General features: G+C 58.0%; 25 protein-coding genes. 13 read left to right on the top strand and 12 right to left on the bottom strand.

What is annotated here, in order from left to right; translation table 11 throughout:
- Window positions 1-170 precede the first annotated feature (170 nt).
- Window positions 171-722, top strand: coding sequence for a cytochrome b (locus tag AC1ME2_RS01560; protein WP_480438897.1), 552 nt, complete (start codon window positions 171-173; stop codon window positions 720-722).
- Between the two features lie 193 nt (window positions 723-915).
- On the opposite strand, the gene AC1ME2_RS01555 is transcribed toward AC1ME2_RS01560, so the two are convergent.
- From AC1ME2_RS01555 to AC1ME2_RS01540, 4 genes are read right to left on the bottom strand one after another with little or no spacing between them, the layout of a single operon-like run.
- Complete coding sequence (locus tag AC1ME2_RS01555) at window positions 916-1,452, bottom strand: cysteine hydrolase family protein (RefSeq protein WP_480438896.1); 537 nt, start codon at window positions 1,450-1,452, stop codon at window positions 916-918.
- Window positions 1,449-2,648 carry a M20 family metallopeptidase gene (locus AC1ME2_RS01550; RefSeq protein WP_480438895.1) on the bottom strand — a complete coding sequence of 400 codons (1,200 nt, stop codon included), beginning with the start codon at window positions 2,646-2,648 and terminating at the stop codon, window positions 1,449-1,451. Before AC1ME2_RS01550 ends, AC1ME2_RS01555 begins: the two co-directional genes overlap by 4 nt.
- Window positions 2,645-3,271, bottom strand: a complete 627-nt coding sequence (locus AC1ME2_RS01545) for a GNAT family N-acetyltransferase (RefSeq protein WP_480438893.1) — start codon at window positions 3,269-3,271, stop codon at window positions 2,645-2,647. Before AC1ME2_RS01545 ends, AC1ME2_RS01550 begins: the two co-directional genes overlap by 4 nt.
- Before the next feature lie 10 nt (window positions 3,272-3,281).
- Window positions 3,282-4,493, bottom strand: coding sequence for a hypothetical protein (locus AC1ME2_RS01540; protein WP_480438892.1), 1,212 nt, complete (start codon window positions 4,491-4,493; stop codon window positions 3,282-3,284).
- A gap of 349 nt (window positions 4,494-4,842) precedes the next feature.
- Between AC1ME2_RS01540 and AC1ME2_RS01535 the strand changes: the two genes are divergently transcribed.
- On the top strand, window positions 4,843-5,769 hold the full coding sequence (locus AC1ME2_RS01535; RefSeq protein WP_480438891.1) for a LysR substrate-binding domain-containing protein: 927 nt from the start codon (window positions 4,843-4,845) through the stop codon (window positions 5,767-5,769).
- Window positions 5,770-5,882: 113 nt separating this feature from the next.
- Here AC1ME2_RS01535 and AC1ME2_RS01530 read toward each other — a convergent pair whose 3' ends face one another.
- A complete protein-coding gene (locus AC1ME2_RS01530) occupies window positions 5,883-7,145 on the bottom strand; it encodes an arsenic transporter (protein ID WP_480438890.1) in 1,263 nt (420 codons plus the stop codon).
- 49 nt (window positions 7,146-7,194) lie between these two features.
- On the bottom strand, window positions 7,195-8,454 hold the full coding sequence (locus AC1ME2_RS01525) for an MFS transporter (RefSeq protein WP_480438889.1): 1,260 nt from the start codon (window positions 8,452-8,454) through the stop codon (window positions 7,195-7,197).
- Window positions 8,455-8,775: 321 nt separating this feature from the next.
- Between AC1ME2_RS01525 and AC1ME2_RS01520 the strand changes: the two genes are divergently transcribed.
- The 3 genes from AC1ME2_RS01520 to nahK all read left to right on the top strand — a co-directional run bounded on the left by AC1ME2_RS01520 (window position 8,776) and on the right by nahK (window position 13,896).
- Window positions 8,776-9,960, top strand: a complete 1,185-nt coding sequence (locus AC1ME2_RS01520; RefSeq protein WP_480438888.1) for a porin — start codon at window positions 8,776-8,778, stop codon at window positions 9,958-9,960.
- A gap of 212 nt (window positions 9,961-10,172) precedes the next feature.
- The gene (nosP, locus tag AC1ME2_RS01515) at window positions 10,173-11,336 is read left to right on the top strand and encodes a nitric oxide-sensing protein NosP (RefSeq protein ID WP_480438886.1); all 1,164 of its coding nucleotides are present in this window, start codon (window positions 10,173-10,175) and stop codon (window positions 11,334-11,336) included.
- A complete protein-coding gene (gene nahK / locus AC1ME2_RS01510; protein WP_480438885.1) occupies window positions 11,266-13,896 on the top strand; it encodes a hybrid sensor histidine kinase/response regulator NahK/ErcS' in 2,631 nt (876 codons plus the stop codon). Before nosP ends, nahK begins: the two co-directional genes overlap by 71 nt.
- 17 nt (window positions 13,897-13,913) lie before the next feature.
- Here nahK and AC1ME2_RS01505 read toward each other — a convergent pair whose 3' ends face one another.
- The 6 genes from AC1ME2_RS01505 to AC1ME2_RS01480 all read right to left on the bottom strand — a co-directional run bounded on the left by AC1ME2_RS01505 (window position 13,914) and on the right by AC1ME2_RS01480 (window position 19,030).
- The gene (locus tag AC1ME2_RS01505; RefSeq protein ID WP_480438884.1) at window positions 13,914-14,579 is read right to left on the bottom strand and encodes a response regulator; all 666 of its coding nucleotides are present in this window, start codon (window positions 14,577-14,579) and stop codon (window positions 13,914-13,916) included.
- Window positions 14,580-14,633: 54 nt separating this feature from the next.
- Window positions 14,634-15,197, bottom strand: a complete 564-nt coding sequence (locus AC1ME2_RS01500) for a PQQ-dependent catabolism-associated CXXCW motif protein (protein ID WP_480438882.1) — start codon at window positions 15,195-15,197, stop codon at window positions 14,634-14,636.
- A gap of 123 nt (window positions 15,198-15,320) precedes the next feature.
- Window positions 15,321-16,112 carry an ABC transporter permease gene (locus AC1ME2_RS01495; protein ID WP_480438881.1) on the bottom strand — a complete coding sequence of 264 codons (792 nt, stop codon included), beginning with the start codon at window positions 16,110-16,112 and terminating at the stop codon, window positions 15,321-15,323.
- Window positions 16,109-16,858 (bottom strand): ABC transporter ATP-binding protein, encoded by a 750-nt coding sequence (locus tag AC1ME2_RS01490; protein ID WP_480438880.1) that lies wholly within the window; start codon window positions 16,856-16,858, stop codon window positions 16,109-16,111. Before AC1ME2_RS01490 ends, AC1ME2_RS01495 begins: the two co-directional genes overlap by 4 nt.
- Window positions 16,855-17,814 (bottom strand): YVTN family beta-propeller repeat protein, encoded by a 960-nt coding sequence (locus tag AC1ME2_RS01485; RefSeq protein ID WP_480438879.1) that lies wholly within the window; start codon window positions 17,812-17,814, stop codon window positions 16,855-16,857. The genes AC1ME2_RS01490 and AC1ME2_RS01485 overlap by 4 nt, the downstream gene beginning before the upstream one ends.
- 31 nt (window positions 17,815-17,845) lie before the next feature.
- On the bottom strand, window positions 17,846-19,030 hold the full coding sequence (locus tag AC1ME2_RS01480; RefSeq protein WP_480438877.1) for an ABC transporter substrate-binding protein: 1,185 nt from the start codon (window positions 19,028-19,030) through the stop codon (window positions 17,846-17,848).
- 316 nt (window positions 19,031-19,346) lie between these two features.
- Between AC1ME2_RS01480 and pedF the strand changes: the two genes are divergently transcribed.
- The 8 genes from pedF (at window position 19,347) to pqqD (ending at window position 26,888) form a co-directional block, all read left to right on the top strand.
- Window positions 19,347-19,784, top strand: coding sequence for a cytochrome c-550 PedF (gene pedF, locus AC1ME2_RS01475; RefSeq protein ID WP_480438875.1), 438 nt, complete (start codon window positions 19,347-19,349; stop codon window positions 19,782-19,784).
- Window positions 19,785-19,789: 5 nt separating this feature from the next.
- Window positions 19,790-20,665 (top strand): substrate-binding periplasmic protein, encoded by an 876-nt coding sequence (locus AC1ME2_RS01470; RefSeq protein ID WP_480438874.1) that lies wholly within the window; start codon window positions 19,790-19,792, stop codon window positions 20,663-20,665.
- A gap of 40 nt (window positions 20,666-20,705) precedes the next feature.
- The gene (locus tag AC1ME2_RS01465; protein WP_480438873.1) at window positions 20,706-21,491 is read left to right on the top strand and encodes a quinoprotein dehydrogenase-associated SoxYZ-like carrier; all 786 of its coding nucleotides are present in this window, start codon (window positions 20,706-20,708) and stop codon (window positions 21,489-21,491) included.
- A 29-nt stretch (window positions 21,492-21,520) separates the two neighbouring features.
- Entirely contained in the window at window positions 21,521-22,453 is a 933-nt protein-coding gene (locus AC1ME2_RS01460) for a quinoprotein relay system zinc metallohydrolase 1 (protein WP_480438872.1), read from the top strand.
- Window positions 22,454-22,585: 132 nt separating this feature from the next.
- Entirely contained in the window at window positions 22,586-24,361 is a 1,776-nt protein-coding gene (locus AC1ME2_RS01455; RefSeq protein ID WP_480438871.1) for a PQQ-dependent methanol/ethanol family dehydrogenase, read from the top strand.
- Between the two features lie 271 nt (window positions 24,362-24,632).
- Window positions 24,633-26,153 (top strand): acetaldehyde dehydrogenase ExaC, encoded by a 1,521-nt coding sequence (gene exaC, locus AC1ME2_RS01450; protein WP_480438870.1) that lies wholly within the window; start codon window positions 24,633-24,635, stop codon window positions 26,151-26,153.
- Between the two features lie 226 nt (window positions 26,154-26,379).
- Entirely contained in the window at window positions 26,380-26,451 is a 72-nt protein-coding gene (gene pqqA, locus AC1ME2_RS01445) for a pyrroloquinoline quinone precursor peptide PqqA (RefSeq protein ID WP_003253598.1), read from the top strand.
- Window positions 26,452-26,609: 158 nt separating this feature from the next.
- Window positions 26,610-26,888, top strand: a complete 279-nt coding sequence (gene pqqD, locus AC1ME2_RS01440) for a pyrroloquinoline quinone biosynthesis peptide chaperone PqqD (protein ID WP_480438869.1) — start codon at window positions 26,610-26,612, stop codon at window positions 26,886-26,888.
- Window positions 26,889-26,944: the final 56 nt, after the last annotated feature.

Here is a 26,944-nt window from a genome sequence, read left to right as displayed (position 1 = left end):
TCCAACCGTGGGTAGTCAGGGGTGGAGTATCAGTGGTAATTCTTAACGGAGTCTGAAGGCAGCCTAATGAAATAGGGGTCGGTCTTCAGATTGGCTTAAGGCTGATGAGGCAGAATATTTGCCGCCCGAGTAACTTGGGCAGCACACCACGACACTTACGAGGTCCGATTATGAACCGCAGCCTAGTGCCGCAACGGTATGGAAAACTGTCGATCACCCTGCACTGGCTAATGCTGGCGCTGTTTGTCGGGGTCTACGGTTGTATTGAAATCAGGGGGTTCTTACCGCGAGGGGATGCGTTGAGGCCGATGTTTGTCGGGCTGCATTCGCTGTTCGGGCTAACTATCTTCGCGCTGGTCTGGGTACGATTGTTGGGCCGGTTGGCACCCAGTCCGCCTATTCTGCCGCGTCCTCCCGGCTGGCAGATTGGCATGTCACACCTGATTCACCTGGCACTTTACGGGCTGATGATCGCGACGCCGATACTCGCCTGGTTGATGCTGGGTGCGGGGGACAAGCCGATTCCGTATTTCGGTTGGGTGCTGCCTGCGCCGGTCAGCGTCGATCCAGCATTGGCGAGGGAATTGAAGGATTGGCATGAGTTGATCGGCAGCGCCGGCTACTGGCTGATCGGGTTGCATGCGGCGGCAGGGCTTTTTCACCATTACTGGGTAGGCGACAACACCCTGAGGCGGATTTTGCCAGGACAGCGGCCTGAATAATTGCCGCGTCCGGGATAGAGCTTACGGGCCCCAGTTACCGTCGAGTGACAACGCCGCCAGCGCGCCGATCAACGCTGGCGGCATCACTAGAATACCCAAGCGCAGGAAGTCGATAGCACTCACGTGCTCGCCTTCGCGGCGCCGGCGATAAGCCAAAGCAGTCGTTTGAGCGAGGATTTACCCGCGCCCACCCTCAGCTAAAGGCGGCAGAGCGTTCTGTTTCGTGTTCTGTGCTTGTTACGCGGGCGAATGTTTTGAGTATTGCCGTTGCATGTTGATGCATTGATGCCTCGGAATGCCCATCCGCCGCCAGTGCAGCCGAGGCGTCTTCGATCAGCGCGAAGCGATAGCCACGGTGATAACCGTCCACGATAGTCGACAGGCAGCACATCGTGGTGCCATAGCCAATCACCACAAACTCGTGGTCGGCATGTTGCTTCACGAACTCAACAAAGGCGGGCGACGAAAATGAGGAGTAGTTGCCTTTGACCGCATGCACTTCACCCGCTTCGGGGACGAAACCATCGATGAAGTCTGAGGTATCCGACGCGGCATTGAACAGCACACCGTCCTGCAGATGCTGAACATGGACAATCGGCCAGCTTTCGTTGCGGGCATGTTGCAGCATCAGGTAGGCATTCTGGAGAGAGGGGCCGATTGAACCAATATGAAAACTGCGGCCTGCAGAGATGTACTCGCGTTGGATGTCAATCACGATAAGTGCTTTCATGGAAGCTTCCTTTCGGGTGGGTTTAGTTTTTCAATCAGTGCGGTTACCAAGGCGAGACGGTCACCATAGGACGACAATTGCATGAACTCCTTGTCGGAATGCATGCCGCCTCCATAGGGGCCGAGACCCACCAGTATTGATATGTTCTGGCTGGCGAGATTGTTGCCGTCGCTGCCATAACCGACTCCTCGCGCTTTGAACGATTGTCCTAGCGATTGGGCGGCGTTCTCGGCCTGGACGACCAAGGTGTGAGTATTGCTGTCAGGTAACAGGGGCATTTCGGCAAGCTGAACCAGTTCGGTGCGTGTGCCTTGTTGCAGCTTCTGGTTGTAGACATCGCTGTGGCTGCGAATTTTTTCTATGGCATCGGCCACCCGCTCCCAGTCCGAAAAATCCTGGAAACGAACATCTACTGTAACGCTCGCTTTATCGCAGACGACGTTCGGCTTGCTGCCGCCTTCAATCACGCCCGGATTGATCAGCAGCCCCATCTCGGGTTGGGCGAGTGCCGCCAATTTGGTGATTTTGGTCGCAAGGTCCAGGCAGGCATCAATCCCGTTCTCTGGTTCAAGCCCGGCATGCGCGGCCTTTCCAAACGTGGTCAACTTGATCCAGCGAACGCCAGACTGGCTGCTGACAACTGCACCGTCCTCAAGGCCAGGCTCAAAAACCAGACCATAGGGAATGCCCTGTGCGAGCTGTTGTAACACCGGCTTGGAGTGGGTCGAGCCAATTTCTTCGTCGTCGTTCAATACGACGCGGACGTTGGCCAACTGCCCGGCACTCTTGAGCTGCTCCAATGCATTGAGCATCAGGACCACTCCGCCTTTCATGTCGATCACGCCCGGGCCCATCAATCGGTCGCCTTCTCGGCTGATCGTCTGGAAGGGACTGGTTGGCGAGAAAACGGTATCCAGGTGGCCGATGAGCAGAACCGTCGGCGTGGCGTTGTCAGTCTCGAAGCTCAGCACTTCATGCCCATCAGCGAGGGGGTGATGGGTTATCTGCAAACCGAGCGCTTCGAAATAGGGGATCAGTGTATTTCTGACTTGCGCCAGTCCGTCCACATTATGGGAGTCGGTGTTGATATCGACGATTGTTTGCAGCAATTGCAGGTAAGCCGGCGCTATTTCTTCGGCCGCATGGGCGCTCTGAGCGATTAGCAGGAATAGGCATGCAGATAACCAATGCTTCATGCCACCGCCCCTTGTGGGATCAATTGTTGGAGCGTCGCGCAGGCGCGCTGTTCCAGGGGGCCTGCGGCGTGCAGACTGTTTTCGGGCCTGTTGAGTGCCATGGGTTGATAGCCGATGTGCACAGAGGGTTGAGGAAAGTGGGCCTCTTCTTCCAATACCATCTCCACATAGCCGTGATCTGAAAACGAGAACTGGCTGCCTGCGGGCCGGAATCCATAGGCGGAATAAAATGACTCGAGGTGCAGTTGGGCGTGCAGGTAGAAGCGCGAGAAGCCCTTTTGACGGCAGATACCCAGCAAGAACGACAGCAATTGATGGGCGTGCCCGCGTCGGCGGTACTCGGTACGGATGGCGAGGCGTTCGATTTTGGCAAACCCGTTGAAATAGCGGATTCTGGCGGTCAGTACCGGTTCGTCGGCAAGCAGCCCCACCACCTGGGTGGCCGTATGGTCGTTGAGGTCAAACTCTTCGTTAAAGGGGCATTGCTGTTCGTGCATGTACACGATGGCCCGCACTAGCATGGCCTTGAGCCGCTCCTCCTCGCTTTCGACAATTTTGATGATCAATGGCAACTGGACGGCGGGTGTCGGGTCGGAACAGGGGCGATGAATCGATGCTGACATGATGAGCGTCTCAGTGGCTTTGAGTGGTGGGGGCGATCGGTCGGGGGGTGTCGCGAAGCACTTCGATCATGATCTGCACCGTTTGCGTGGTCAGCCCGGTGGCGCCGTTACGGATAGCCGTGGCGGACACCTTGTCGCGTCGTACAACGGGATAGGGGTAGATCCAGCCCGACTCATCGTAAATGCCGCGGACCCACATCCCGCCCAAGTCGCTGCCATGAATGCCATGGATCGGGCGGCCCTGCGCCAGCGCCTTGACATGCTTGAGCACCGAGTAAAACCCTCCACTGTCATAGGCTTCCGGCAGGGACAGCACCTCTACCTTTGCGCTGAGGCCAGCCTCGTCGATGGCCGCGCGCATCATCGCCAGTCGTGTTTCATATTCGTAGAAGCGCGAACCGGTGGGGAAGTAATTGAGATGTACATCCGCGCGACGGGTTTTCTCGTACACCCTCATGCCATGCTCATACTGGGCAATTTGAATTTCGCCGCGCTGCAGGGCCTCGACGTGAAGTTTTGGAATCGTTGTGCTGTGCAGGTAGACCTTTTCCAGGCCCCTGGATTGGATCGCGTCACGAATGAGCGCTAGATGGGTTCGGTGAATGGGATTGAATGTCCCGAAGAACACGCCGACGCCGCCTCGCTTGAAGGCCACCGCACGCCAGTCCGACAGCAGGCCTATGGCAAACATAAATGCGCCGAAGGTCAGCCCACAGCCCAGAAAAGCAGTTTTGGCCCACGGCAGCCCGAGTGTGGCGAACGAAGTCACGACAATGTTGGTTGAAAGGGCAATCAGTACATTACGGTTTCTGTCACCTATTTCCCGGTTTGCAAAGGCCAGGGCAATGTATTGCATGCCTTGCGAGGCACAGGTGGTAAGGAGGGCGATTCCCACTACACCACCCAGATTGTCCAGGTTGGTCGCCGGAAAGACTTGGCCGGCGGTCAATACCAGAAAAATCCCCACGTTAAAGGCGAACTGCGGAATAAAGCGCCCCAAACGACCCAGACTGACCACGGCCGTTCGCAGGTTGATAATTTCTTCGAACGTGTTACTCAGTTTGGAGTAATAGGGAATGAAAAAACCAACGAATACGCAGAGGGCAATCAGCACAAGATTGCCAAGTGCAGCGTGTGCCACACCGTAACTGCCATACATGAGCAGGCCGATGCTCATGCCAAGTTGAACAGAAGGACTTGATAGGTGGCTGGGGATCTTCATGCCTTATTCCCGAAAAAAGTGTGTCCGGGGACTAACATGACGTTTGCCGAAACGTGCATTTTAATAGTCTGAAGACGTCCGGCTATTGTTTTAATAGTGCATCCCAAGGGGCGACTGAGTGTAATTACTTCGCCTTGACTTATTGGAAATCTGACGTTGTGTTGGAAGTCCACTTTCTCACTCCGGTGTCTATAACGTTGCGGGTGTGGCGATAGTGTTGGCTATATGTTTGGCGCTCAAACAATCTTTTGGTACGCTTCGCATGCCGCCTGGGAATACGTAGAGGGATGGGCATCTGTTGCATGCTTTATAGGCATGCACAGTCAGCATAATTAAGGGATGACGAGATATGGCCAGGTCGCTTCCACCACTGGATTTGTTGATTGGTTTTGAAGCCGCTGCGCGGCAACTCAGCTTTTCCAAGGCCGCCGATGAGGTCTTCGTGACTCAGTCAGCCATCAGCCGTCAGGTAAAGAAGCTGGAAGAGTTTGTCGGGGTTGCGCTATTCGAGCGTCGGCACCGCTCACTGGAATTGACCGAGGAGGGGCGCATGCTCTTCCAGGTCGCGAGCGAAACGCTCGCGCGACTTTCGCAAGCCGTGGAAAGTTTGCGCGACGAGCCTTCGAACCGAAGCATCAAGATTTCCACCACCACCTCGTTTGCTTCGTTGTGGCTGGTGCCCCGCCTGGCACGCTTTCGAGAGCAGCATCCGGACATCGCCATCTACATTGAGGCCGATAATCGGATAGTGGACCTCAAGCAAGGCGTGGTTGATCTCGCGATTCGGTATTGCGCGGCTGATCAGATAAACCCTGATATCGATATTTGCCTTTCTACCGAAGAGGTCTTTCCGGTATGCAGCCCCAGTTTGCTGCGCCGAAGCGGACGTACTATTAACCGTATCGAAGACCTCCGGCATCATACTTTGCTGCACCTGAGCGATACTCAAAATGCCTGGCCGTGGTTGCAGTGGCCTCAATGGCTGGCAGGTGCGGGGGCGCCTGGGCCGGTTCCTGATATCGGACTTCGGTTCAGCCATCTTGACCAGATGATTCACGCTGCGACGATGGGGCACGGTATTGCATTGGGTACTTCGCCGTTGGTGAACTACCTGCTGGAGGAAGGGGCGCTGGTGGAGCCACTGTCTCCGCGCCTGGTGAGCCCTCGGTCGTTCTATATCTGCCAGGGCCCGCGTAGTGATAGGGCGGTTTCGTCCCTGGTGGACTGGCTCATGACTGCGGTCGGGACGCAATACGTGGGGGCAGACCCGCTTTAGGTTCAAGGGGGTTACGCGGGCTGCCAGGCTTTAAGGTTAATGATGTTTGCTGCTGACTGAGTGGGCGGGGATTTCCAGTGTTGCACAGAGACCTCCATAGGTCGTGCCGGGCCTCAGTTACCGTTGAGTGACAATGCCGCCAGCGCTCCGATCAACGCCGGTGGCATCACCAGAATACCCAGGCGCAGGAAGTCGATAGCACTCACGTGCTCGCCTTCGCGGCGCACGGCGATAAGCCAAAGCAGCGTCGCGAGTGAGCCGGTAATCGACAGATTTGGCCCCAGGTCGACGCCAATCAACAGCGCGCTAGTGGTTGGGGTGGGCAGGGGGGCGATATGGCCCACCGACCCGGCAATCAGGCCTGCCGGGAGATTGTTGACCAGGTTGCTGGCGATGGCCACGATAATCCCGGCACCCCAGGTCGCCTGGAGGCTGGAGCGTTCGGCAAGCGCCGCCAGTGCGTGCGCCAAGGTATCAATCACGCCGGTTTGCGCCAGCCCCTCGACCAATACAAACAGACCCGCCACCAGCGGCAGTACGCCCCAGGACACGCCCTTGAGCACGTGCATGGGGTTCAGACGCTGACGTAGATGAATAAGCGTCGCCGTCGCGAGGCCGGCACAGAAGGTTGGCAGGCCGAGTTGCAGGTCAAGCGCTGACGCCAGTAGTAACAGCACGGCAGTCAGCACGATGCCAAATGCGGTCAGTCGTGCGCCATTTGACAGCGGTTGAAGGGTGATGACGGTTTCCAACGGCTTGCGCAGATGAGCGCGCTGAGTGAAACGCAGCACCGCATAGGTCAGGCCGATCGCTGCGAGGGAGGGCAGGGTGAACTGCCATAGCCAACTGAGCAAAGGCGGCATATGGCTGCCGAAAACCACCAGGTTGGCGGGGTTGGAGATGGGTAACACAAAGCTCGCTGCGTTAGCGATGAACGCGCACACGAACAAGTAGGGCAGAGGTTCTGCCTTGGCCGCTTTGGCGGCAGCGTAAACGGCGGGAGTGAGCACCACGGCCGTGGCGTCGTTGGAGAGAAATATCGTCACCAGCGTGCCAACCAGGAATACCAGGTCAAACAGTCGTTGTCCCGAACCCTGGGCATGTTGCGCGGCATACATGGCCAGCCAGTCGAAGAGGCCTTCCTGACGCGCCAGTTCCGCCAGCACCATCATGCCAATCAGAAACAGATAAACATCGCTGCCCTTGGCGACTGCTGCCAGGGCCGAGTGAAACGGGATAAACCCGAGACCGGTCAGTAGCACGGCGGCACAAACCGCCCAGACATACTCAGGTATTCGCCAAGGGCGCAGGATAATCCCGCAGGTTGCCAGGGCGGCCACTGTCCAGATGACCGTGGTTGGATCGAATACAGGCATTATTTTTACTCAGGTATAAGGCTAAAGACGAGACAAGGCGACGCGATCATCACGGGACGATCGGGGTGATTTCATCGGTAGGTTTGCGTGCAGTGTTCCAGGTCCAGTTCAGTGTCTCGGGCATGGCCAGCCACAGTAGAAGAAATGCCACTGCGGCAATAGCGGCGAGTGTCAGGAAGGCGGCACTGTAACCGGCTTGCTGCACCACGAACCCAGCCACGCTAGTACTCAGTGCAGCGCCCAGACCAAACACGGTCGAGAGCGCGCCCAAGCTGACATTGAAGCGCCCGGTGCCATGCGTGAGGTCCTTCACGACCACGGGAAAAAGCGCGCCAAAGATGCCTGCGCCAACGCCGTCGAGCAACTGCACCGCGACCAGCCAATAAGGATCATCGGACAGGGTATAGAGCACGCCGCGCAACGGCAGGATCAGGAAACCGGCAAGCAACAGCGGCTTGCGTCCCCATAGATCGGCCTTGGCGCCGACCAGCATCGCGGCGGGGACCATGACCAATTGCGCGGCGACAATGCACGCGGAGGTCAGTGGGGTGGCCATCTGCAAATTGACCAGCGACAGTTTCTGGCTCACCAGCGGCAACATCGCGGCATTCGCCAAGTGGAACAGCGCACAGCAAATGGCGAACAGCAGCAGGGGCTTGTTGGTCAGCAATACGGCCAGACCCGAAGGGTGGTCCGCTTGTGCAGTGTTACCTGGGTCAAAGCCCCTGGCAACGTCGTGATCGATAGCCCGCGTCGAGACGAAACTGACAGCAATCACACTGCCAAGTGCCATGGCCGCCATGAGGTAGAACACGGCAACGGGACCAAACAGATAAGAAAAGCCACCCGCCAGCAGTGCCGCACAGGCGTTACCGGCATGATTGAAGGTCTCGTTGCGCCCCGTCCGGCGAGTGAAGGCCCTGGGTCCGGTAATGCCCAGCGAAATCGCGGCAATCGCAGGGGCGAACACGGATGCGGCTATTGCGCTGACGGTTTGGGTCAGCGCCACCAGGCTGAACGAGGTCAGGAAGGGCAGCACCATACAGCTGGCCGTGACCAGCAAGGCGGCAATGACGATAACCGCACGCTTGCTATGGGTTTTATCGATCAGCGCCCCGGCCGGTGTCTGAGTCACCAGCGCTGCAATTCCGGCGAGGGTCATCACTACGCCGATGCTGGCGGGGTCCCAATGGTGTACGGCCAGCAGGTAAATCGCCAGATAAGGCCCCAGTCCGTCGCGTACATCCGCGAGGAAGAAGTTGAGCCCGTCCAGAGAGAGCGTGTTTCGGCGATCTGTTTGAGTGACCAAAGACGTTCTCTTTGTGGAGGGAAATGCACAATGGCGTGAATGATGGCACTGCCAATGACCTGTCGCACCACGATTAAGTTTCATCGCCCCCACCTATAACCGGGGGCGTAGCGGCCAGGCGTGTTGATGCGTGCAGTATTTTAGGCGCGAGATGCAGTACTTAAGGTGTGCTCCTCGTTTGGATAGGGTCTTACACCGCACTTGATGGGTTATACACGCGGGTCTAAAGCACTGAAACATTGCGGCCAAGGCAGCGTATGGCTACACGCCAGACCTTTTGATAATCGCCTCCGACATCTTGTCCCTGTTGCGGAGCGCACCATGCACAACAATAAAAATTCTCAACGTGTATTTCTTCCGGTGCTTATTGCCGGCCTGTCCACCCTCAGTTTGAGCCAGTTGGCCCACGCCGAGATCATGCTTTACGACAAGGACCAGACGACTTTCTCCACAGACGGTTATGTCAACACCTTTTACGTGAACAGCAAAGTTGACCGGGCTGGCGATCAATTCGATCGTAGTCAGGCCCGGGTGAAGATGGGCTTCCTGCCCAACTACATTGGTTTCAACATGGGCAAGCAAGTGGACGATCTGAAGTTGGGCGCACGGGCGTCACTTTGGGTCACCATTAACGACAGCCAGACCAATGGCACGGCTACGGCTATCGATGTCCGCCAGTTCTACGGCACCGTCGCCAAACCCGAGTGGGGTGAGGTGCTGATTGGTAAGGATTTTGGTCTGTTTGCGCGTTCCAACATCCTCCTCGACGAAATGCTTTCCGGCTATGGTCAGGTCAGCGATACCTTGGGCCTGGTAGACGGTGGCGGGGTGTCTTTCGGCAACATTGGCACCGGCTACCCCTATCCGTTTCCCACTTCGCAGATCACCTACCGCTCGCCGATCATGGACGGGGTGCGCGTAGCCGTGGGCATCATGGACCCGGTGGATACCAATAACAGCAGCGCGCTGGGCAAGGCTTACCAGAATAACCCGCGGACCGAGAGCGAGGTCACTTACCAGTTCGATGTGGCCGGGGCGAAAATTTATAGCTGGGTCAACGGCAGTTACCAAACCTCTGACAACACCGATTCGACTGTTGCTTCGGTGACGTCAAAAGGGTTGGGTTATGGGGTTCAGGCGAAGATGGGTGGCGCGACCCTCACCGGTTCGGGGTTCAGGGCCAAGGGTATCAATCCGTTCTTCACCAATAACGCCGGCGAGGCGACTTTGCGTGAAGTAGACAGCGTTGGCTACTTGGTGCAGGGCTCTTACAAACTGGGCAAAAACCGCCTGGCGCTGTCGTACGGCAAGACCAATGACGATGGCAATGGCGTGGTGGGCACCGGCGCCAACTACGACACGCGTGGTATTGCGCTGTTTCACGACGTCAATAGCAGCCTCCAACTGGTCGTCGAGTACAACCAGTTTGAAATCAGGGGGCATGAAACCACCGCCCTGAACGAAACCACCGATACCTTTGCCGTGGGTGCCGTCCTGACCTGGTAATGGTTACGGTGTGCCTGCTCCCATAGATGTGGGAGCAGAGCGCGGGCCGGCCTGCAAAAGCACCGGCTCAGGCACCTCATCATCCCCCTTGAACGCCTGAACGTCGCGGTTTCATCCTATCGGAGTGGCTACCCCCTACCCAAGTAGGATACGGACCCGGGTCCAGTCTTCGTAGACTGAAGAATCAGACAGCGCACTTGCGGGAGGCGACTATGCAACAAGCACAAACCGACGGCGTAGTCAGCGCGATGTCGATGGCAACTGAGGCGCAAGAGGTGGCACAGGAACTGGCGCGGCAGCTATTGCACCCGCACTTGGGTTTTGTGCTGTTCTTCTGCTCAGCCGAATACGATTTGCGGGCCTTGGGCACCGCATTGCAGCAGAGCTTTGGCGGAATTCGCGTGGTGGGCTGTACCAGTGCTGGGGAAATCACCCCTGAGGGCTATGGCCGAGGCTGCGTGACCGCAGTGGGTTTTGATCATCGGCATTTCTCTATTGCCGCTGAGCTGATCGACGAAATGGAACGTTTTAGCCTGATCGACGCCCAGCAAATGGTCGAGAGACTGGTTGGAGATTGTCGCAGCAACACCTTGGCACCGATCAAGGGCAACAGTTTCGCCCTGACGCTGCTCGACGGCCTGTCCAGCCGCGAGGAAATGGTCCTTGCCGCGCTGAGCGCAGCCTTGGGCGATATCCCTCACTTTGGCGGTTCAGCCGGAGACGATAACTACCTGACCCATACCCATGTGTACTTCGGCGGCGAATTCCACAGCGGCGCGGCCGTGGTGCTGTTGGTCAATACCTGGCTGGACTTCGAAGTTTTCACGACGCACCACATTTTGCCGCGTGCGGAAAAGCTGGTGGTCACTCGCGCCGACAGCGGCATGCGTCGGGTGTACGAACTCAATGCCGAGCCCGCGGCCGAGGAATACGCGCAGATCATCGGGGTGCCAGTGGCGGAGCTCACTCACCAGATTTTTGCCGCTCACCCGTTAGCTGTTCGTATCAACGATCAGTACTACGTGAGGGCTATTCAACAGGTCAATCATGACTTGAGCTTGAGCTTTTACTGTGCGGTGGAGAACGGCATCGTACTCACGGCCATGACGCCAGGCCCTTTGCTGCCCAACCTGCAGACGCTGTTCGACGGCTTGCAGGAGCGCCTGGGTTCGTTGTTACTGACCATTGGCTGCGACTGTTTCCTGCGGCGCCTGGAGCTGGAAGACGATGGCAGTGTCCAGCAGATCGGCGCCTTCCTGCGCGAGCATCGGGTGATAGGTTTCAACACCTACGGAGAACAGTTCAATGGCATGCACATCAACCAGACCTTCACCGGCGTCGCCATTGGACGGAACCGTGCAGCCATCTCCAACTGAGTTGCTTGAGCAAATCGCACAACTGCAGCGGGATAATCAAAAGCTGCGGCGGATCAACACGGCGCTGATCGAACGGGTCGAGTCCGGTACCGCGCGTGGCAATGATTCCTATGCGGCCTTTCAGCACTCGGTGGTACTGGCCGAGCAGGTCAGGGAGCGCACCGATGCGTTGAACCACGCCATGGCTGAGCTCAAGGCCAGCAATAATCTTCTCAGTGATGCACGCCTACGGGCGGAAACGGCCCATCAACATTTGGTCGATGCCATCGAAAGTATTTCCGACGCGTTCGTGCTGTTCGATGAGGACCAGCGGATCGTGCTGTTCAACAGCCGCTTCAAAGCGTTTTGGGCCAACAGCCGGGTGCGGATCATCGGTGGCATGCGCTTGGCCGAGGTCAAGCGGTTGATGGCCAGTACCGGGCTGTTTATCGAAGAACCACGGCACAGCGCCGACGAACACCTGCTGTATCGTCTGAATGATGGCCGCTGGTTGCAGGTCAGCGAGCGGCCGACCCGCGAGGGTGGCCGGGTGATCCTGTTTACCGACATCACCGAAGTCAAACTCAGCGAAACCATGCGCCGCGAACAAGCCGTTGCGCAGAAGTCGCACCTGCTGCAGCGGGCGGTCGACAACCTGTCCCAGGGTGTGGCGATGGTCAACGCTGAGGGGATCCTGGAACTGTGGAATCGTCGTTTTCTGGAGCTGAGCGGGCTGGCCCCGGTTGCCGCGCATCGGCCTTTTTCAGAGGTGATCGCTGACAGCGAGCTAGGTCTGTTGACACCGGCGAGCCGCGACGCCAACGGCCGAGTAATCCATGAGCGGGAACAGCGCCTATACGATGGCCGGGTGCTGGAAATTCGCACGCATCCATTGCCCACCGGCGGTTTCGTCAACACCTTCACTGACATTACCGAACGCTACCAGCATGCTGAAGCCCTCAGCGAGAGCGAGCGCTGGATTCGCCTGATCACCGACCATGTACCTGCGCTCATTGCTTACCTGAACGCCGATCTGGTCTATGAGTTCACCAACAAGGTCTATGAAGAGTGGTACTGCTGGCCGCGTGGCGTGATGCTCGGACAGAGCCTGCGCGAGGTCCACAGCGAAGAGCACTACCAACGTCTGGAAACCTATGTCGAACGCGCCCTTGCGGGGGAAAGCGTGACCTTCGAATGCCCCGAAATCAACATCAACAATCAGGAGCGCTACATGCTGCGCTCCTATGTGCCCAATCGGTTAGCCAGTGGTGAAGTGGTCGGCATTTTTGTCTTGATCCGCGATATAACCGAACGTCGCCGTACCGCCGAAGCGCTGCACCAGGCTTATCAGAACCTTGAACAGCGAGTCCGCGAACGCACGACCGAGCTGACCACCCTGAACAGCCAACTGCTGCGCGAGATCGACGAGCGCAGTCGGGTAGAGTCGCGTCTGCGTGAAGCCAAGCTCGAAGCCGAGCAGGCCAACCTGTCGAAAACCAAGTTTCTGGCCGCCGTCAGCCATGACCTGCTTCAGCCGCTCAACGCTGCACGCCTGTTTACCAGTGCCTTGCTGGAGCGACGTGAGCCGGTGGCTAACGCAATCCTGGTGCGTAATGTCAGCAATTCGCTGGAAGACGTGGAAAATTTGCTCGGGACACTGGTAGACATCTCCAAGCTTGATGCCGGGGTGATCAAGGCCGATATCGCGCCGTTTGCCCTGAGCGAATTGCTGGAAAACCTGGCGGTCGAGTTCGCGCAAGTTGCCATCAGCGAGGGCCTGCGCCTGGAGTTCGTGCCGTGCTCGGCGCTTGTACGTAGCGATATTCAGTTGCTGGCGCGGATTCTGCGCAACCTGCTGAGCAATGCCATCCGATACACCACCACTGGTCGCGTGGTACTGGGTTGTCGTCGGCATCGCCAGCGCCTGTCCATCGAGGTCTGGGATACCGGTATCGGGATTGCCGAGAACAAACTGGAGGAGATTTTTCAGGAGTTCAAGCGTGGCGACGTGCAACGGCCCCATCAGGATCGCGGGTTGGGTCTCGGGTTGGCCATTGTCGAAAAAATCGCCGGAATACTCGGGCATAAGATCAGCGTCCGCTCGACCCCCGGCAAGGGCTCGATGTTCGCTGTCGAAGTGCCGCTGACCCTCAGCGCGCCCAAGCCACAGATCCAGTTACCCATGACTGAGCCCATGCTCGAAAGGTTGCGCGGGGCACGGATCTGGGTGCTGGACAATGACGCAGCGATTTGCGCGGGGATGCGCACGCTGCTGGAAAGCTGGGGCTGTCAGGTTGTCACCGCGCTGTCTGAGCAGGACCTGGCGCGGCAGGTGGAGAACTATCATTCCGACGCCGACCTGTTGATTGCCGATTATCACCTGGACAATGACAAGAACGGTGTCGATGCCGTGGCAACGATCAACGCCCGACGCGGCTCACCTTTGCCAGCGCTGATGATCACGGCCAACTACAGCAATGAACTGAAGCTGCAAATGCGTGAGCTGGGCCACACCCTGATGCACAAACCGGTGCGGCCGATGAAACTCAAAACTGCGATCAGCCATCTGCTGGGCAAATAGTCGACAGGCTGATCAAATCAGCGCCGCAGGTAGGAGGTGAAATCGATATCCCCGGCGCTGAGAATCGCCTGGACCCGGTTATGCACGTTGAGTTTGCGCAGGATTGCCGAGACGTGAGCCTTGACGGTGGTTTCAGCGATTTCCAGGGTGTAGGCGATCTGCTTGTTCGACTCGCCCTTGGTCATCCGTTCCAGGACCAGCAATTGCTTGCGGGTCAGCGCTTGCAGTAACTCAGGCGGAAAGCCCGGTGCGCTGTTCATGCTGCGTCGGGTGCAGCTTTTCTGTGCCCGAATGATGTCCGGGGGCAGGTAGACGTTGCCGTTAAGGATTTGCTCGATAGCTTCAGTCATCTGCGCCCGTGGCGAAGACTTGGTGATAAAGCCCACCGCACCATACGTAATAGCTTGCAGCACAATCTGTTTGTCTTGTTCGGCGGACACAATCACCACCGGAATAGTGGGCGCCTCGTTGCGCAGATTGATCAGGCCATTGAGGCCATGCATGCCAGGCATATTCAGATCGAGCAGAATCAGGTCGAGGTCGTCATGGCTCTGGGTCAGTGCCAGCGCGCTCTCCAGGTCGGCAGTTTCCATCACTTCGCTGCCCGGAAAACCGTCGCTGATCACATTGGCGATGGCTTCACGAAACAGCGGGTGGTCATCGGCAATTAGAATTTTGTACATGACCGTTCACCTCATTATTTTGATTATGGTGTAGCCGCGACGCGTATTTCTTATTTAAGGAAAGGGTTCAGGTTGGGCGGGTTGTACCGGCAGATTGGCTGCCTGCCAGGCATCAAGTCCATCACGGTACCAATACAGATCGCTATAGCCCAACGCCGCCGCGCGTTTCACAGCATTCCAGCTCAACCAGCAATCGGCGCGGCAGTAGAACACTAAGGGTTGATCCTGACGCCCAGCCGTGGCTTTTTGCAAGTTCCTGGAAAAATAGTTCTGCCACTGCGGGCTGAGTTCCCCATCGCCACTGTTGGCCAGCCAATGGCTGCCGGGGAGATTGGCGTGGGGTTCGTCTTCAATAAACCGCCCCTCCAGCCATTGCCGGCGATAGACGTCGATCAGCACCGGCCTGGAGGCTTGCGCCAGTAGCGCCTGCAGGTGCTCGGTGTCGATGATCCGAGCCCCGTCTACATGATCGGGGGTCGGACTGCGATATAAGGTGAGTCTGTAACCATCGGGCGAAAACAGTGGGGTCTGAGCATGGGCGACACTTAGACCAAGGCTTAACGCCAGCGTGAGTGCAACGAAGGAAGGGCGAAGTACGGGGCGCAGAGCACGCAGCATGGCGAGTGGTTCCTTTCTTCTTATTGCTGCATTACATGCCACTACCGGTGCTTTGTGAATTGGACGATAGACAGCTAAACCAGTACTAAAGTACTGGTTTAGCTATGTTTGAGCGTTGGGTGCTCAGGTCGCCCGGCGTAACGCGGCGTGCTGAGGATTGAAGGTCAGCACCGCCAGCACCGAAAACAGCAGGCACAAGCCCAGGCATACCGCAAACGCCAGTGGATTGAAACGCTCATACAAGGCGAAGCGCACCAGCTCTACGGCATGGGTGAACGGGTTAAGGGCGCACAACCAATACAGCCACTCGCTGGCTTCGCGCATTTTCCACAGTGGGTAGAGCGCCGAGGACAGGAAAAACAGCGGGAAGATCACGAAATTCATGACCCCGGCGAAGTTCTCCAATTGACGGATGGCGTTGGACAGAAGCAGCCCAAGCGCACTGAGCATCAACGCCACCAGCAACATGGCCGGCAAGGCCGCCAGCAAGCCCCAAACGGGCGGTTGCACGCCATAGACCCAGGCGATGGCCAGAAAGGCATAGACCTGGAGCAAGGAAATCAACGACGTGGCAAGCAGCTTGCTGGCCAGCAGGAAGGCGCGCGGCAGTGGACTGGTCAACAGTACGCGCATGCTGCCCATTTCCCGGTCATAGACCATCGACAGCGAGCCTTGCATGCCATTGAACAGCAGGATCATGCAGGCCAGCCCCGGGATGATGTACACCTCATATGGGATATAGGTGTCGTAGGGCTCAATAATCGCGATGCCCAGCGCGGCGCGAAACCCGGCAGCGAACACCAGCAGCCAGAGCAGGGGGCGCACCAGCGCGCTGAGGAAACGCGTACGTTGCAGAATGAACCTGAGCCATTCGCGCAAGACGATGCCGCTGAAGCAGTGCCAGTAAGCGTTCATCGATTCGCTCCTGTATCGGGGGCGGCTTGTAACGTCGTCAGTCGGTGAAATGCGTCGCCGAGGTCGCCGCCATGCTCAGCGCTGATCGCTGCGGCATGTCCCGACGCTACCAGCCGCCCTTGGTGCAGAATCAGCAAGTCATCTTCCTCCTGCACTTCATCGAGCAAATGCGTGGTCCAGAGCACGCTGATACCGTGCTCGCGGCACAAGCTGCGTACATGGCGGCTGAGTGCCAGGCGGCTGGCCGGATCGAGGCCGACGCTGGCTTCATCAAGCAATAGCAGGCGCGGCTCATGCAGCAGTGCGCGGGCAATTTCTATTCGGCGGCGATGACCGCCGTTGAGTTCGCGAACCCGCTCACGTCGCCGTTCAGTCAGCTGTTGGCGGGCCAATTCCTCTTCGACCCGACCGTTAGCCTGACGCCTGGACATCCCATGCAGCGCTGCGTGGTAGCGCAGGTTCTGTTCGACACTCAGGTCCAGGTCCAGCGTGCTTTGCTGGAACACCACACCCAACTGGCGCAACGCCGGGCGCGGGGTCTGACGAAGCGAGCAGCCGCCAACGCGGATTTCGCCGCGTTGCAGGTCATAGAGCCGGGTCAGTAGCGCGATCAAGGTCGACTTGCCAGCCCCGTTGGGGCCAAGCAGCGCCGCGAAACGCCCGGGTGCGAGGCTGAACCCCACATGCCGCAGGGCCTCACGGGCGCCATAGGCGAAACTGACATCGTCTACGTCGAGGGCATTCATGGGGCGACAACCACGCCCCACGGATAACGGCCGACCTTGATCGACTTGGTCACCTTGAGGCTGTTCACATCAATGACGGATACATCGCCGCTCACGCCATTGGTGGCGAGTAACTGACTCTGGTCAGGAGTAAAGGCCAACTGCCAGACCCTGCGGCCCACCAGCAAGTAATCGAGGACCTCAAGCGTCTTGGCATCGACCACGGCTATATGGTTAGCCGGGCCCAGCGCGACGAAGGCATAGCGGCCATCGGCACTGAGCTTGATGCCCACCGGTTGGACTTTGTCCGGGTGCACGCCTTTGATCTGGAAGGTCAGCGTCTTGAGGATCTTGCGGGTGGACACATCAATCACACTGACCGTGCCGCCGACTTCAGCCGAGGCCCATAGCCGGGAACCGTCCTTGTTGAACTCGACGAACCGTGGGCGCTGATCCACCAGCGTGCTGTCCTTCAGGGTTTGGGTGCTGGTGTCGATCCAATGCAGCATGTTCGTGGTTTCACTGGTGTTGACTGCCCACTTGCCGTCAGGGCTGACGGCCATGCCTTCGGGTTCTACGCCGACATCGACTTGCGCCAGGACCTTGGAGGTTTCGGTGTCGATGACAGTGACCAAAGCATCGTCTTCGTTGGAGACATACAGCCAGCGATCATTGGGGTGCAGGGCGAATTGCTCAGGGTCTTTGCCGGAGGGCAACTCTTTGATGATCTTGTGCGTGGCGATGTCCATGACTTGCACGCGGTCCGAGTCGCTGGCGCAGATGTACAGCAGCTTATTGTCATGAGACAGCAGCAGCCCCCTGGGCCGCAGCCCAACTTTCAGGGTTTGGGTGACCTGCAGGGTCTCCATATCGATCAGGCTAAGGGTGTTGTCCTTTTCGTTGGAGATATAGGCTGTGGCCGCCAGGCTTTGTCCCATGACAAGTAGCAGGGCAGTAGCAATCAGGGTACGACGCATGGCGTGGTCCTTTCTTAGAGTTAGGGGTGTGTCATTGGAAGTGGCAGGTTACTTCGGGCTTGTCATAGCCCAGGGTGTCGAGTTCGGTGACAGGGTGCAGAAAGCCGTCCTGGGGTGAAGTGCTGACCAGCGCCCGAGGCTGAACAATAGGGATCGGTTGACGCAATTGGCCGTTCCAGGCGCGATAGCTGAGCTTGCGGCCCTTGAAACCGTCCAGTGGCAGCTGGTCGCTCAGCTCCGCCTGGCGAATGATCATGGGGTCGGTCTGGCGCAGCTTGGTCACCGCGCTGGAGATACTGCGAACAGCCATCCATGCCGCGAAATCCCGATCATTCATCCAGCGACCGGCCAGGGCTTCGAAACGCTTTTGCAACTGCGCGGCACCGTAGGTTTCCACGGTCTTGTGCCAGCCCACGGGCGTCAACCCTTGGGTGCCTGCCACCGGGCGTGGATACCAGGTTTGATAAGGCACGTACTCACCAAAGTCGCCACGCTCATCCGCGACCAGAACCACATCGTATTCGGCGGTCTGGGTGAACAGCGGCATGTCGGCCTGCGCGCTGCGGCGCTGGTCGTTGTCAAAGCTCCAGGCTTTCTCGGCGACGATCGTATGGCCAAAACGTTTGGCGGCACGACGCAAGGCGGCCGCGTACGCTTGATCGTCCGGGGTCTGGCCGACAATCAACAGCCAGCGGTTCCAGCGCCTCACGGTAAGAAACTGGGCTAAGGCATCGGCCAGCATTGCCCGGCTTGGCAGGCTGTGCAGCACGTTGCTCAGGCACGCGGTGCTGCGCAGGCTGTCATCGGCGCTGCCGGCATTGAACAGCAGGCTGTCGGGCAGGGCGGCACTGAGTTGGCGCAGGGTGTCGACGGGGGCGTTTACGACAAACAGTCGCAAGCCTTGCTGGTGAAGCGCCTGAGCGGCATCGAGCAATGCTTGCGGACTGTCGGCGTTGGCGGTTTGCAGTGTGTAGCTGTGCTTGAGAAAGCGCCCGGTGCTATTGCTGTCGATGATCGCCAACTCAGCGCCGCGCAGTCCAGCGTCACGGGGTTCGGGAATGATGTTCGACAGCACCGGGCCAGGGTCTGGGATATAGGCCAAGTAGCCGATTTGAACCTTGAGCTCTTCATCGGCGGCCTGACTTTGAGTCGCGATCAGGCTCGCCGTGGCAATGGCAAGCAGATAGAACAATCCGTAACTGACAAGCTGGCGCATAGGGCACTCCACACAGGTAGCGCCAGCATAGGAACCGATCACAGGTAGGGAAATATGCAGAAAGTACCAGTCTGCCAGTACCAAGGTAGTAGGTTTGCGGGGTTGCCTCGGCCTGGCGTGGCCATAACGCTTTTTATACGGAAAATCTCCCGGGCTTGCCGGGAAGGGCGCGTATTTAGCTTGTGATTCAGGCCTTCGCCACATGCCCTACTACCAAGGGAGGAGATGGCGGCCACCAAAGCAGCATTCGGCTGCATGCGTTTGGTTCATAAGATGTCGGCATAGCTTTTTTGCGTGCAATCTCGAGGGCATAACAATGACAACAAAACGCAACGCCTTACTGATCGTGGGTTTGGTGGCTGGCTTGCTCGGCAGCGGCCTTGTTTCGGCGCATGGCGACGTCGTGCCGCAACCAGTGGCTACCGATGGTTTGACCCCGCTAGGTCCTGAATGGCGCACCGAAAACCCCTATCGCACTTCCAAGGATCATGACCGGGCGCTGGAAATCGGCTCGTCTGCCTATAACCAGAACTGCGCGGCCTGCCACGGTCTGGAAGTTATCTCCGGCGGTATCGCCCCTGATCTTCGTATGCTGGAGCCTGGGGCAACTGGCGACGAATGGTTCGTTGAGAGGGTAAGAAACGGCGCAGTGCGCGATGGTCGGGTCTACATGCCGAAGATGGCCGATTACTTGAGCCAGGAAGCGCTCTGGGCCATCCGTACCTATCTGGACAGTATGCACGTCGAGGAGTGACGGCTATGCGTTTTTTCGCGCTGTTGTTGAGTGGCTTGCTGCTGTGTTGCCAGACGGTACAGGCGCAAGTTCGTAGCTACGACACAATGATCGAATCCGGGGTACTCAAGGTCGCGGTCTACGAAGACTTCGCGCCTTACAGTTTCCAGGACCATAACAAGCCACGCGGGGTCGATGTGGACCTCGCCGCGGCATTGGCCAAGGCCATGGGTGTACGTCTGGAATTACTCTGGGCGCCACCGGGGGAAAAGCTTGACGACGATTTGCGTGACTCCATTTGGCGCGGTAGCGAATTGCGTCATCAACAGCTGGCCGATGTGATGATGCGAGTGCCCTATGACCGGGACTACTCGCTCAAGCGCGACGATCAGGGTGAGCTGGCAAACGGTCATGTGGTGATGTTTGGACCATACCAGTCTGAATGTTGGCAGGTCGCTTACGACCGTCGGCGAATGGACGCCGTGCCCAGTGTTGCTGTGTTTCAGGAACACCCTATCGGTGTTGAAGTGGACAGCATCCCGTCGTTCTACCTGACGTCCGTGTTCAACGGCATGCTCAGCGCCAAGACGCATCACTATCCAAGCGTACAGCAGGCTTTTGTCGCCATGAAGGGCGCCGAGGTCGATGCGGTGATGGGCATGCGTGGGGAAATCGACTGGCAAGTGCACCAGGCCAATGACAAGAACCTGGCCCTGGCGGAAAACGCTTACCCGAATATGGGCCGGCAACGCTGGGAAATCGGCATGGCGGTGCATGAGAGCAATCACCAGATGGCTTATGCCATAGAGGAAGCGCTGGAAGCCCTGATTCATGACGGCAGCGTGCAAAAAATCTACGCCAGTTACGGTCTGCGTTATGACATTCCGGAGATGTATCAATAAGCGTGACTCTACAAAAATAAGTCATCAGGAGTGATGCGCGATGAACTGGCGAGTGACCTGTTTGCTGGTGGCCTGCCTGCCGATGTGGGTGCTGGCGGCCGGTACCGATCCGAATACGTCGGTGGAGAGGTCGCCAGGTACTGATCCGGTCACCTCGGTGATGTGGGATTTTTATCACCAAAAGTTCCTCAAGGGCGCGCCCTACGTGTTCGACGATAAGGTCATTCTGCGGGCGCCGCCGTTTGCTGAGGATGCACGTCAGGTGCCTATCGAAATCGATGCCAGGGCTTTCAAAGGCCAAGTGGTGCGCATCATGGCCTGGGCCGAACTCAATCCGCTGCCGAAAATCGTCGACTTCCAGCCAGGGGACCAGGTCTTGCCATGGCTGGCGATTCGTATCCGCATCGAGCAGTCCACGCCCTTGCGGGCGGCAGCGCTGACCCGCGATGGTTTATGGCACATCGGTTCCACCGAGATCTCCGCCGCAGGGGGTGGTTGCACGGCGCTCAGCGTGGTGCGTACCCAGGCCGGCTGGGAAGAGCACATCGGCGAGGTAATTGGGGGGCGTTATCCCCGCAGTGATTTCAGTCGCTTGAGGCTGCAGATTGCCCATCCGATGGATAACGGCATGGTCAGTGGCATTCCCGAGTTTTATCTCAATCACGCTGAATTAAGTGACGCCATTGGCAAAAACCTGGCGACGCTTGAGTTGTTTCCGGCGGTCAGTGAAAACCCGACGCTAGGGTTCGATGTGCAAGGTGCTGGACAAACCCGTCTGCTGTTACGCGACAACAGCGGCAACGAATTCAATGCGGTCGTCAACTAATGGCTGCAGGCTGTCACGCGGAGAGCGCCATGCGTTTGTTGATCCTGCTATGCCTGTGCCTGAGCCAGCCGGTGCTGGCCGATCTGGAGTATGCGCTGCAACCTCGGCAAATCGCCGAAGGCACCTGGTTGCTGGAAGGCAGCACCGATAATTTCAGTAAGGCCAACGGCGGCAATATCGTCAATACGGGCTTCATCGTCACCGACAGCGGGGTGGTGGTGATCGACACGGGGCCCTCGCGACGCTACGGCGAAGCCCTGCGCAAGGCGATTGCCGCCACCACCGATAAACCGGTGATTCAGGTGCTGCTGACCCATCATCACCCCGATCATATGCTGGGCAATCAGGCGTTTGCCGATGTGCCCATCGGCGCGCTGGCAGGGACCATCGAGTTGATGCGCCAGCAGGGCGATGGCTTGGCCGAAAACATGTACCGCATGGTCGGTGACTGGATGCGCGGCACCGAACTGCAGCTGCCGACCCAGACCCTGGAGAGCGGCACCCTGACGATTGGCGGGCATCCCTTGCGGCTGCTGGCGCTGAGCGGGCATACCGGTTCGGACCTGGCGATTCTCGATGAGAAAACCGGCGTACTGTTCGCCGGGGATCTGATTTTTTATCAGCGGGCCCTGACCACGCCCAATACGCCGGGCCTTGGCGTATGGCTGGCGGATATCGACCAATTGGAAGCCTTGCCGTGGACAGTCATCGTGCCCGGTCATGGCCCACTGACCGAAGACCACCGACCCTTCGCCCAGATGCGTGACTACCTTGTTTGGCTGGACACACTGATGACGGAAGGCGCAGCCACCGGCGCCGACATGTCCGAGCTGATCCGCAGTCCGATACCTGAGCGCTTTGCCAGTATCAACCTGAGCCGCTACGAATTGATTCGCAGCGTCAGCCACCTGTATCCGCGCTATGAAAAACAAAACATGGAGCGGCTCGACGTTCGTCAATAAACCGCTCTACCTACTAAGGGATTAGAAAATTCCATATTGCGGGCAATTGTTGTCGAGGCGCCCGCCGCGAAGAATCTGCAACAGACCGGGAGACTCTCCCGAACAAACAAAAAAACCGCAAAGGTAGCCGTCATGACCCAACCCGCACGTCGCCAACCCTTCGCTCTGAGCCTGCTCTTGAGCGCCATGCTGTTGTCAGGTACCGCCTTGGCAGGCGTGACCGATCAGGACATTCTCAACGATCCCAAGAACCCGGAGCAGGTCGTTACCAACGGTCTTGGCGTTCAGGGCCAGCGCTACAGCCCGCTGGACCTTATCAACACCGACAACGTCAAGGATTTGCGCCCGGTTTGGGCCTTCTCCTTCGGTGGTGAAAAACAACGCGGCCAGGAAGCGCAGCCGCTGATCAAAGACGGCGTGATGTACATGACCGGATCCTACTCGCGAGTGTTCGCAGTCGATGCGCGCACCGGCAAGAAGCTCTGGCAATACGATGCGCGCCTGCCCGATGATATTCGTCCTTGCTGCGACGTGATCAACCGTGGTGTCGCGCTGTATGGCGACCTGGTGTTTTTCGGCACACTCGACGCCAAGCTGGTGGCCTTGAACAAGACCACCGGCAAGGTGGTCTGGAGCAAGGAAGTCGCCGATCACAAGGCCGGTTATTCGATCAGTGCCGCACCGCTGGTGGTCAATGGCAAATTGATTACCGGGGTCGCCGGCGGCGAGTTCGGCGTGGTCGGCAAAATCGAGGCTTACGATCCAAAGAACGGTGACCTGCTCTGGACCCGACCTACCGTGGAAGGTCATATGGGTTATATCTACAAAGACGGCAAGGCCATTGAAACCGGCATTTCCGGCGGCGAGGCAGGCAAGACCTGGCCCGGCGATCTGTGGAAAACCGGTGGCGCGGCGCCTTGGCTGGGCGGCTACTACGACCCGGAAACCAATCAGTTGTTCTTCGGTACCGGCAACCCGTCGCCTTGGAACTCGCACCTGCGCCCTGGCGACAACCTGTTCTCTTCCTCGCGTCTGTCGCTCAATCCAGACGATGGCACCATCAAATGGCATTTCCAGAGCACGCCCCATGATGGTTGGGACTATGACGGTGTTAACGAGCTGGTCTCGTTCAACTATCAGGAGAATGGCAAAACCGTTCAAGCCGCGGCCACCGCTGACCGTAACGGCTTTTTCTACGTGCTTAACCGCACCAACGGCAAGTTCATCCGTGGTTTCCCTTTTGCCGACAAAATCACCTGGGCATCCGGTCTGGACGCAAACGGCCGTCCGATCTACAACGAAGCCAGCCGTCCCGGCGCGCCAGGTGGCGCAACCAAAGGTACTTCAGTATTCGTAGCGCCAGCTTTCCTCGGTGCTAAAAACTGGATGCCTATGGCCTACAGCCAGGACACCAAACTGTTCTATGTGCCGTCCAACGAGTGGGGCATGGAAATCTGGAACGAAGACATCACCTACAAGAAAGGCGCGGCGTACATCGGTGCAGGCTTTACCATCAAACCGCTTAACGAGGACTACATCGGCGTACTGCGTGCGATCGATCCGGTCACCGGTAAGGAGGTCTGGCGCCATAAGAACTACGCGCCGCTGTGGGGTGGCGTAATGGCCACCAAGGGTAACCTGGTGTTCACCGGCAACCCTGAAGGCTTCCTTCAGGCGTTCAATGCCAAGACGGGTGAAAAAGTCTGGGAATTCCAGACCGGCTCGGGCGTATTGGGCTCTCCAATCACATGGGAAATGGATGGCGAGCAGTATATCTCCGTGTTGTCCGGTTGGGGCGGTGCAGTTCCGTTGTGGGGCGGCGAAGTGGCCAAGCGAATCAAGGATTTCAACCAGGGCGGCATGCTCTGGACCTTCAAGTTGCCGAAGGAGTTAGTGGCTAAACACTGACCTTGATGTGTGGGTGCAGGCGGGGTGTCAGGCACGTTTAGTGTGCCTGGCATGCCGCCTGCTGCCACAGGGTCAACGCTGGCCTGCCTGCGACGGGCTTGGCGCGGTGCCCCTGATCAATTGCCTTCGCAGATTCCCAACAGCCCGAATTTACGACTAAAGAACCGTACTCCCCCTGCCAACGGCGCATTCGTTTGACGTCTGCGACTTATTACCATCGGTTCATAGCTTGTTCGACCGACAGGCAACGACCCGTATAGAGGCCTCAATCATGATCTACGCACAACCCGGAACCCCAGGCGCTGTTGTTACATTCAAGCCGCGCTATGGCAACTACATTGGCGGTGAGTTCGTGGCACCGGTCAATGGCGAATACTTCACCAATACTTCGCCTGTCAACGGTGAAGTGATCGCCGAATTCCCTCGTTCCACCGCAGCGGATATCGAACTTGCGCTGGACGCCGCTCATGCTGCTGCTGATGCCTGGGGCAAGACCTCGGCACAGGATCGTTCGCTGGTTTTGCTGAAAATTGCTGACCGTATTGAACAGAATCTTGAAGTGCTGGCCGTTGCCGAAACATGGGACAACGGTAAGGCCGTACGCGAAACCCTGAACGCCGACGTTCCGCTGGCTGCCGACCACTTCCGTTATTTCGCCGGTTGCATTCGTGCTCAGGAAGGCGGCGCCGCAGAGATCAATGAACTGACCGCAGCTTACCATTTTCATGAACCGCTGGGCGTGGTTGGGCAAATCATTCCGTGGAACTTCCCGCTGCTGATGGCTGCCTGGAAACTGGCGCCTGCGCTGGCTGCAGGTAACTGCGTAGTGCTAAAACCGGCTGAACAAACGCCGCTGTCGATCATGATTTTCGCTGAACTGATCAACGACCTGCTGCCGCCGGGTGTTTTGAACATCGTTCAGGGCTTTGGCCGTGAAGCCGGTGAAGCCCTGGCCACCAGCAAGCGTATCGCCAAGATCGCTTTCACCGGCTCTACTCCGGTGGGCTCGCACATCATGCAGTGTGCGGCCGAGAACATCATTCCAAGCACCGTGGAACTGGGTGGCAAGTCGCCGAATATCTTCTTCGAAGACATCATGCAGGCCGAACCACAGTTTATTGAAAAGGCCGCTGAAGGTCTGGTGTTGGCGTTTTTCAACCAGGGCGAAGTCTGCACCTGCCCATCGCGTGCTTTGATCCAGGAATCGATCTACGACGAGTTCATGGCCGTAGTGATGAAAAAGATCGTCAAGATCAAACGCGGCGATCCTCTGGACACCGAGACCATGGTCGGCGCTCAGGCGTCGGAGCAGCAATACGACAAGATTCTTTCGTACCTGAAGATTGCTCAGGAGGAGGGGGCGGTGCTGTTGACTGGCGGCGCGGCGGAACGTCTGGAAGGCGATCTGTCCACCGGCTACTACATTCAGCCGACGCTGCTCAAAGGCAACAACAAAATGCGCGTGTTCCAGGAGGAGATCTTCGGCCCAGTCGTGGGCGTGACCACCTTCAAAGACGAAGCTGAAGCCCTGGCGATTGCCAACGACAGCGAGTTTGGCCTGGGCGCTGGTCTCTGGACCCGCGACATCAACCGTGCATACCGCGTGGGTCGGGCGATCAAAGCCGGTCGCGTGTGGACCAACTGCTATCACCTGTACCCGGCGCATGCCGCTTTCGGTGGCTACAAAAAATCCGGTGTCGGCCGTGAAAACCACAAAATGATGCTCGACCACTACCAGCAGACGAAGAACCTGCTGGTCAGCTACGACATCAATCCAATGGGCTTTTTCTGATCTAACGCTTAAGCGGGACACATAGTTACATGCCTGCGCCTACAGAGCCTCCCCGGATCTGTGGGCGCAGGCGTGCCTGCGAATAATGAGTACGGTGTTTGCGCCACCCCTGTGACCCCCTACCAACGCACCCCGAAAACCCCCTCCAAAGTAGCATTCGAACATTCACCCCATCGTGTATTAATTGACTCACCGGAATTGACCGGCCCAAGAAGAGGATTGACCTATGTGGACCAAACCCGCGTTTACTGATCTGCGTATTGGCTTTGAAGTAACAATGTATTTCGCCAACCGTTGATCACTCAAGTCCCGACCAATCGTTGTGTTGGCCGGGACATTTCCTGATCGTTGGAGCACTTATATGCTCACTCAGATTCTCTGGTCTGCCGCCGATGGCGGTATTCATCCATCGAGCCGCATGTGGCCCATCTGCGCAGTCGTCCTGTTGACAGCGCAATGAGGGCGGTCGAGCGCGAACGCATCCCGGCGCTCAGATGCGGATTTCGTCTGCAGTGGGAGCCGCGCCAGGGCTGTCGAGTCCTGCTGTACCCTGATGGCATGATCAAGCTCAGTGACAGTGCCGGGGTCATTCTTCGCAAGGTCGATGGGTTGCGAAGCGCGAATGTCATTATCGAGCAACTGTGCGAAGGGTTTCCCAACACCCCTGGGGTCGACGACGACATTCTGGTCTTTCTGGAGGTCGCTCATGCCCAGCACTGGATTGAGTTCCACTAGTCCGACTGGCTCGCAGACCATGCTCTTATCGGCCTCCCGGTGAAAAGGCTTCTCGA

The organism is Pseudomonas sp. ASL9 (assembly GCF_056680335.1).
The sequence above is the reverse complement of the archived record's forward strand: the minus strand, read 5'-3'. Positions and strand labels throughout refer to the sequence as shown.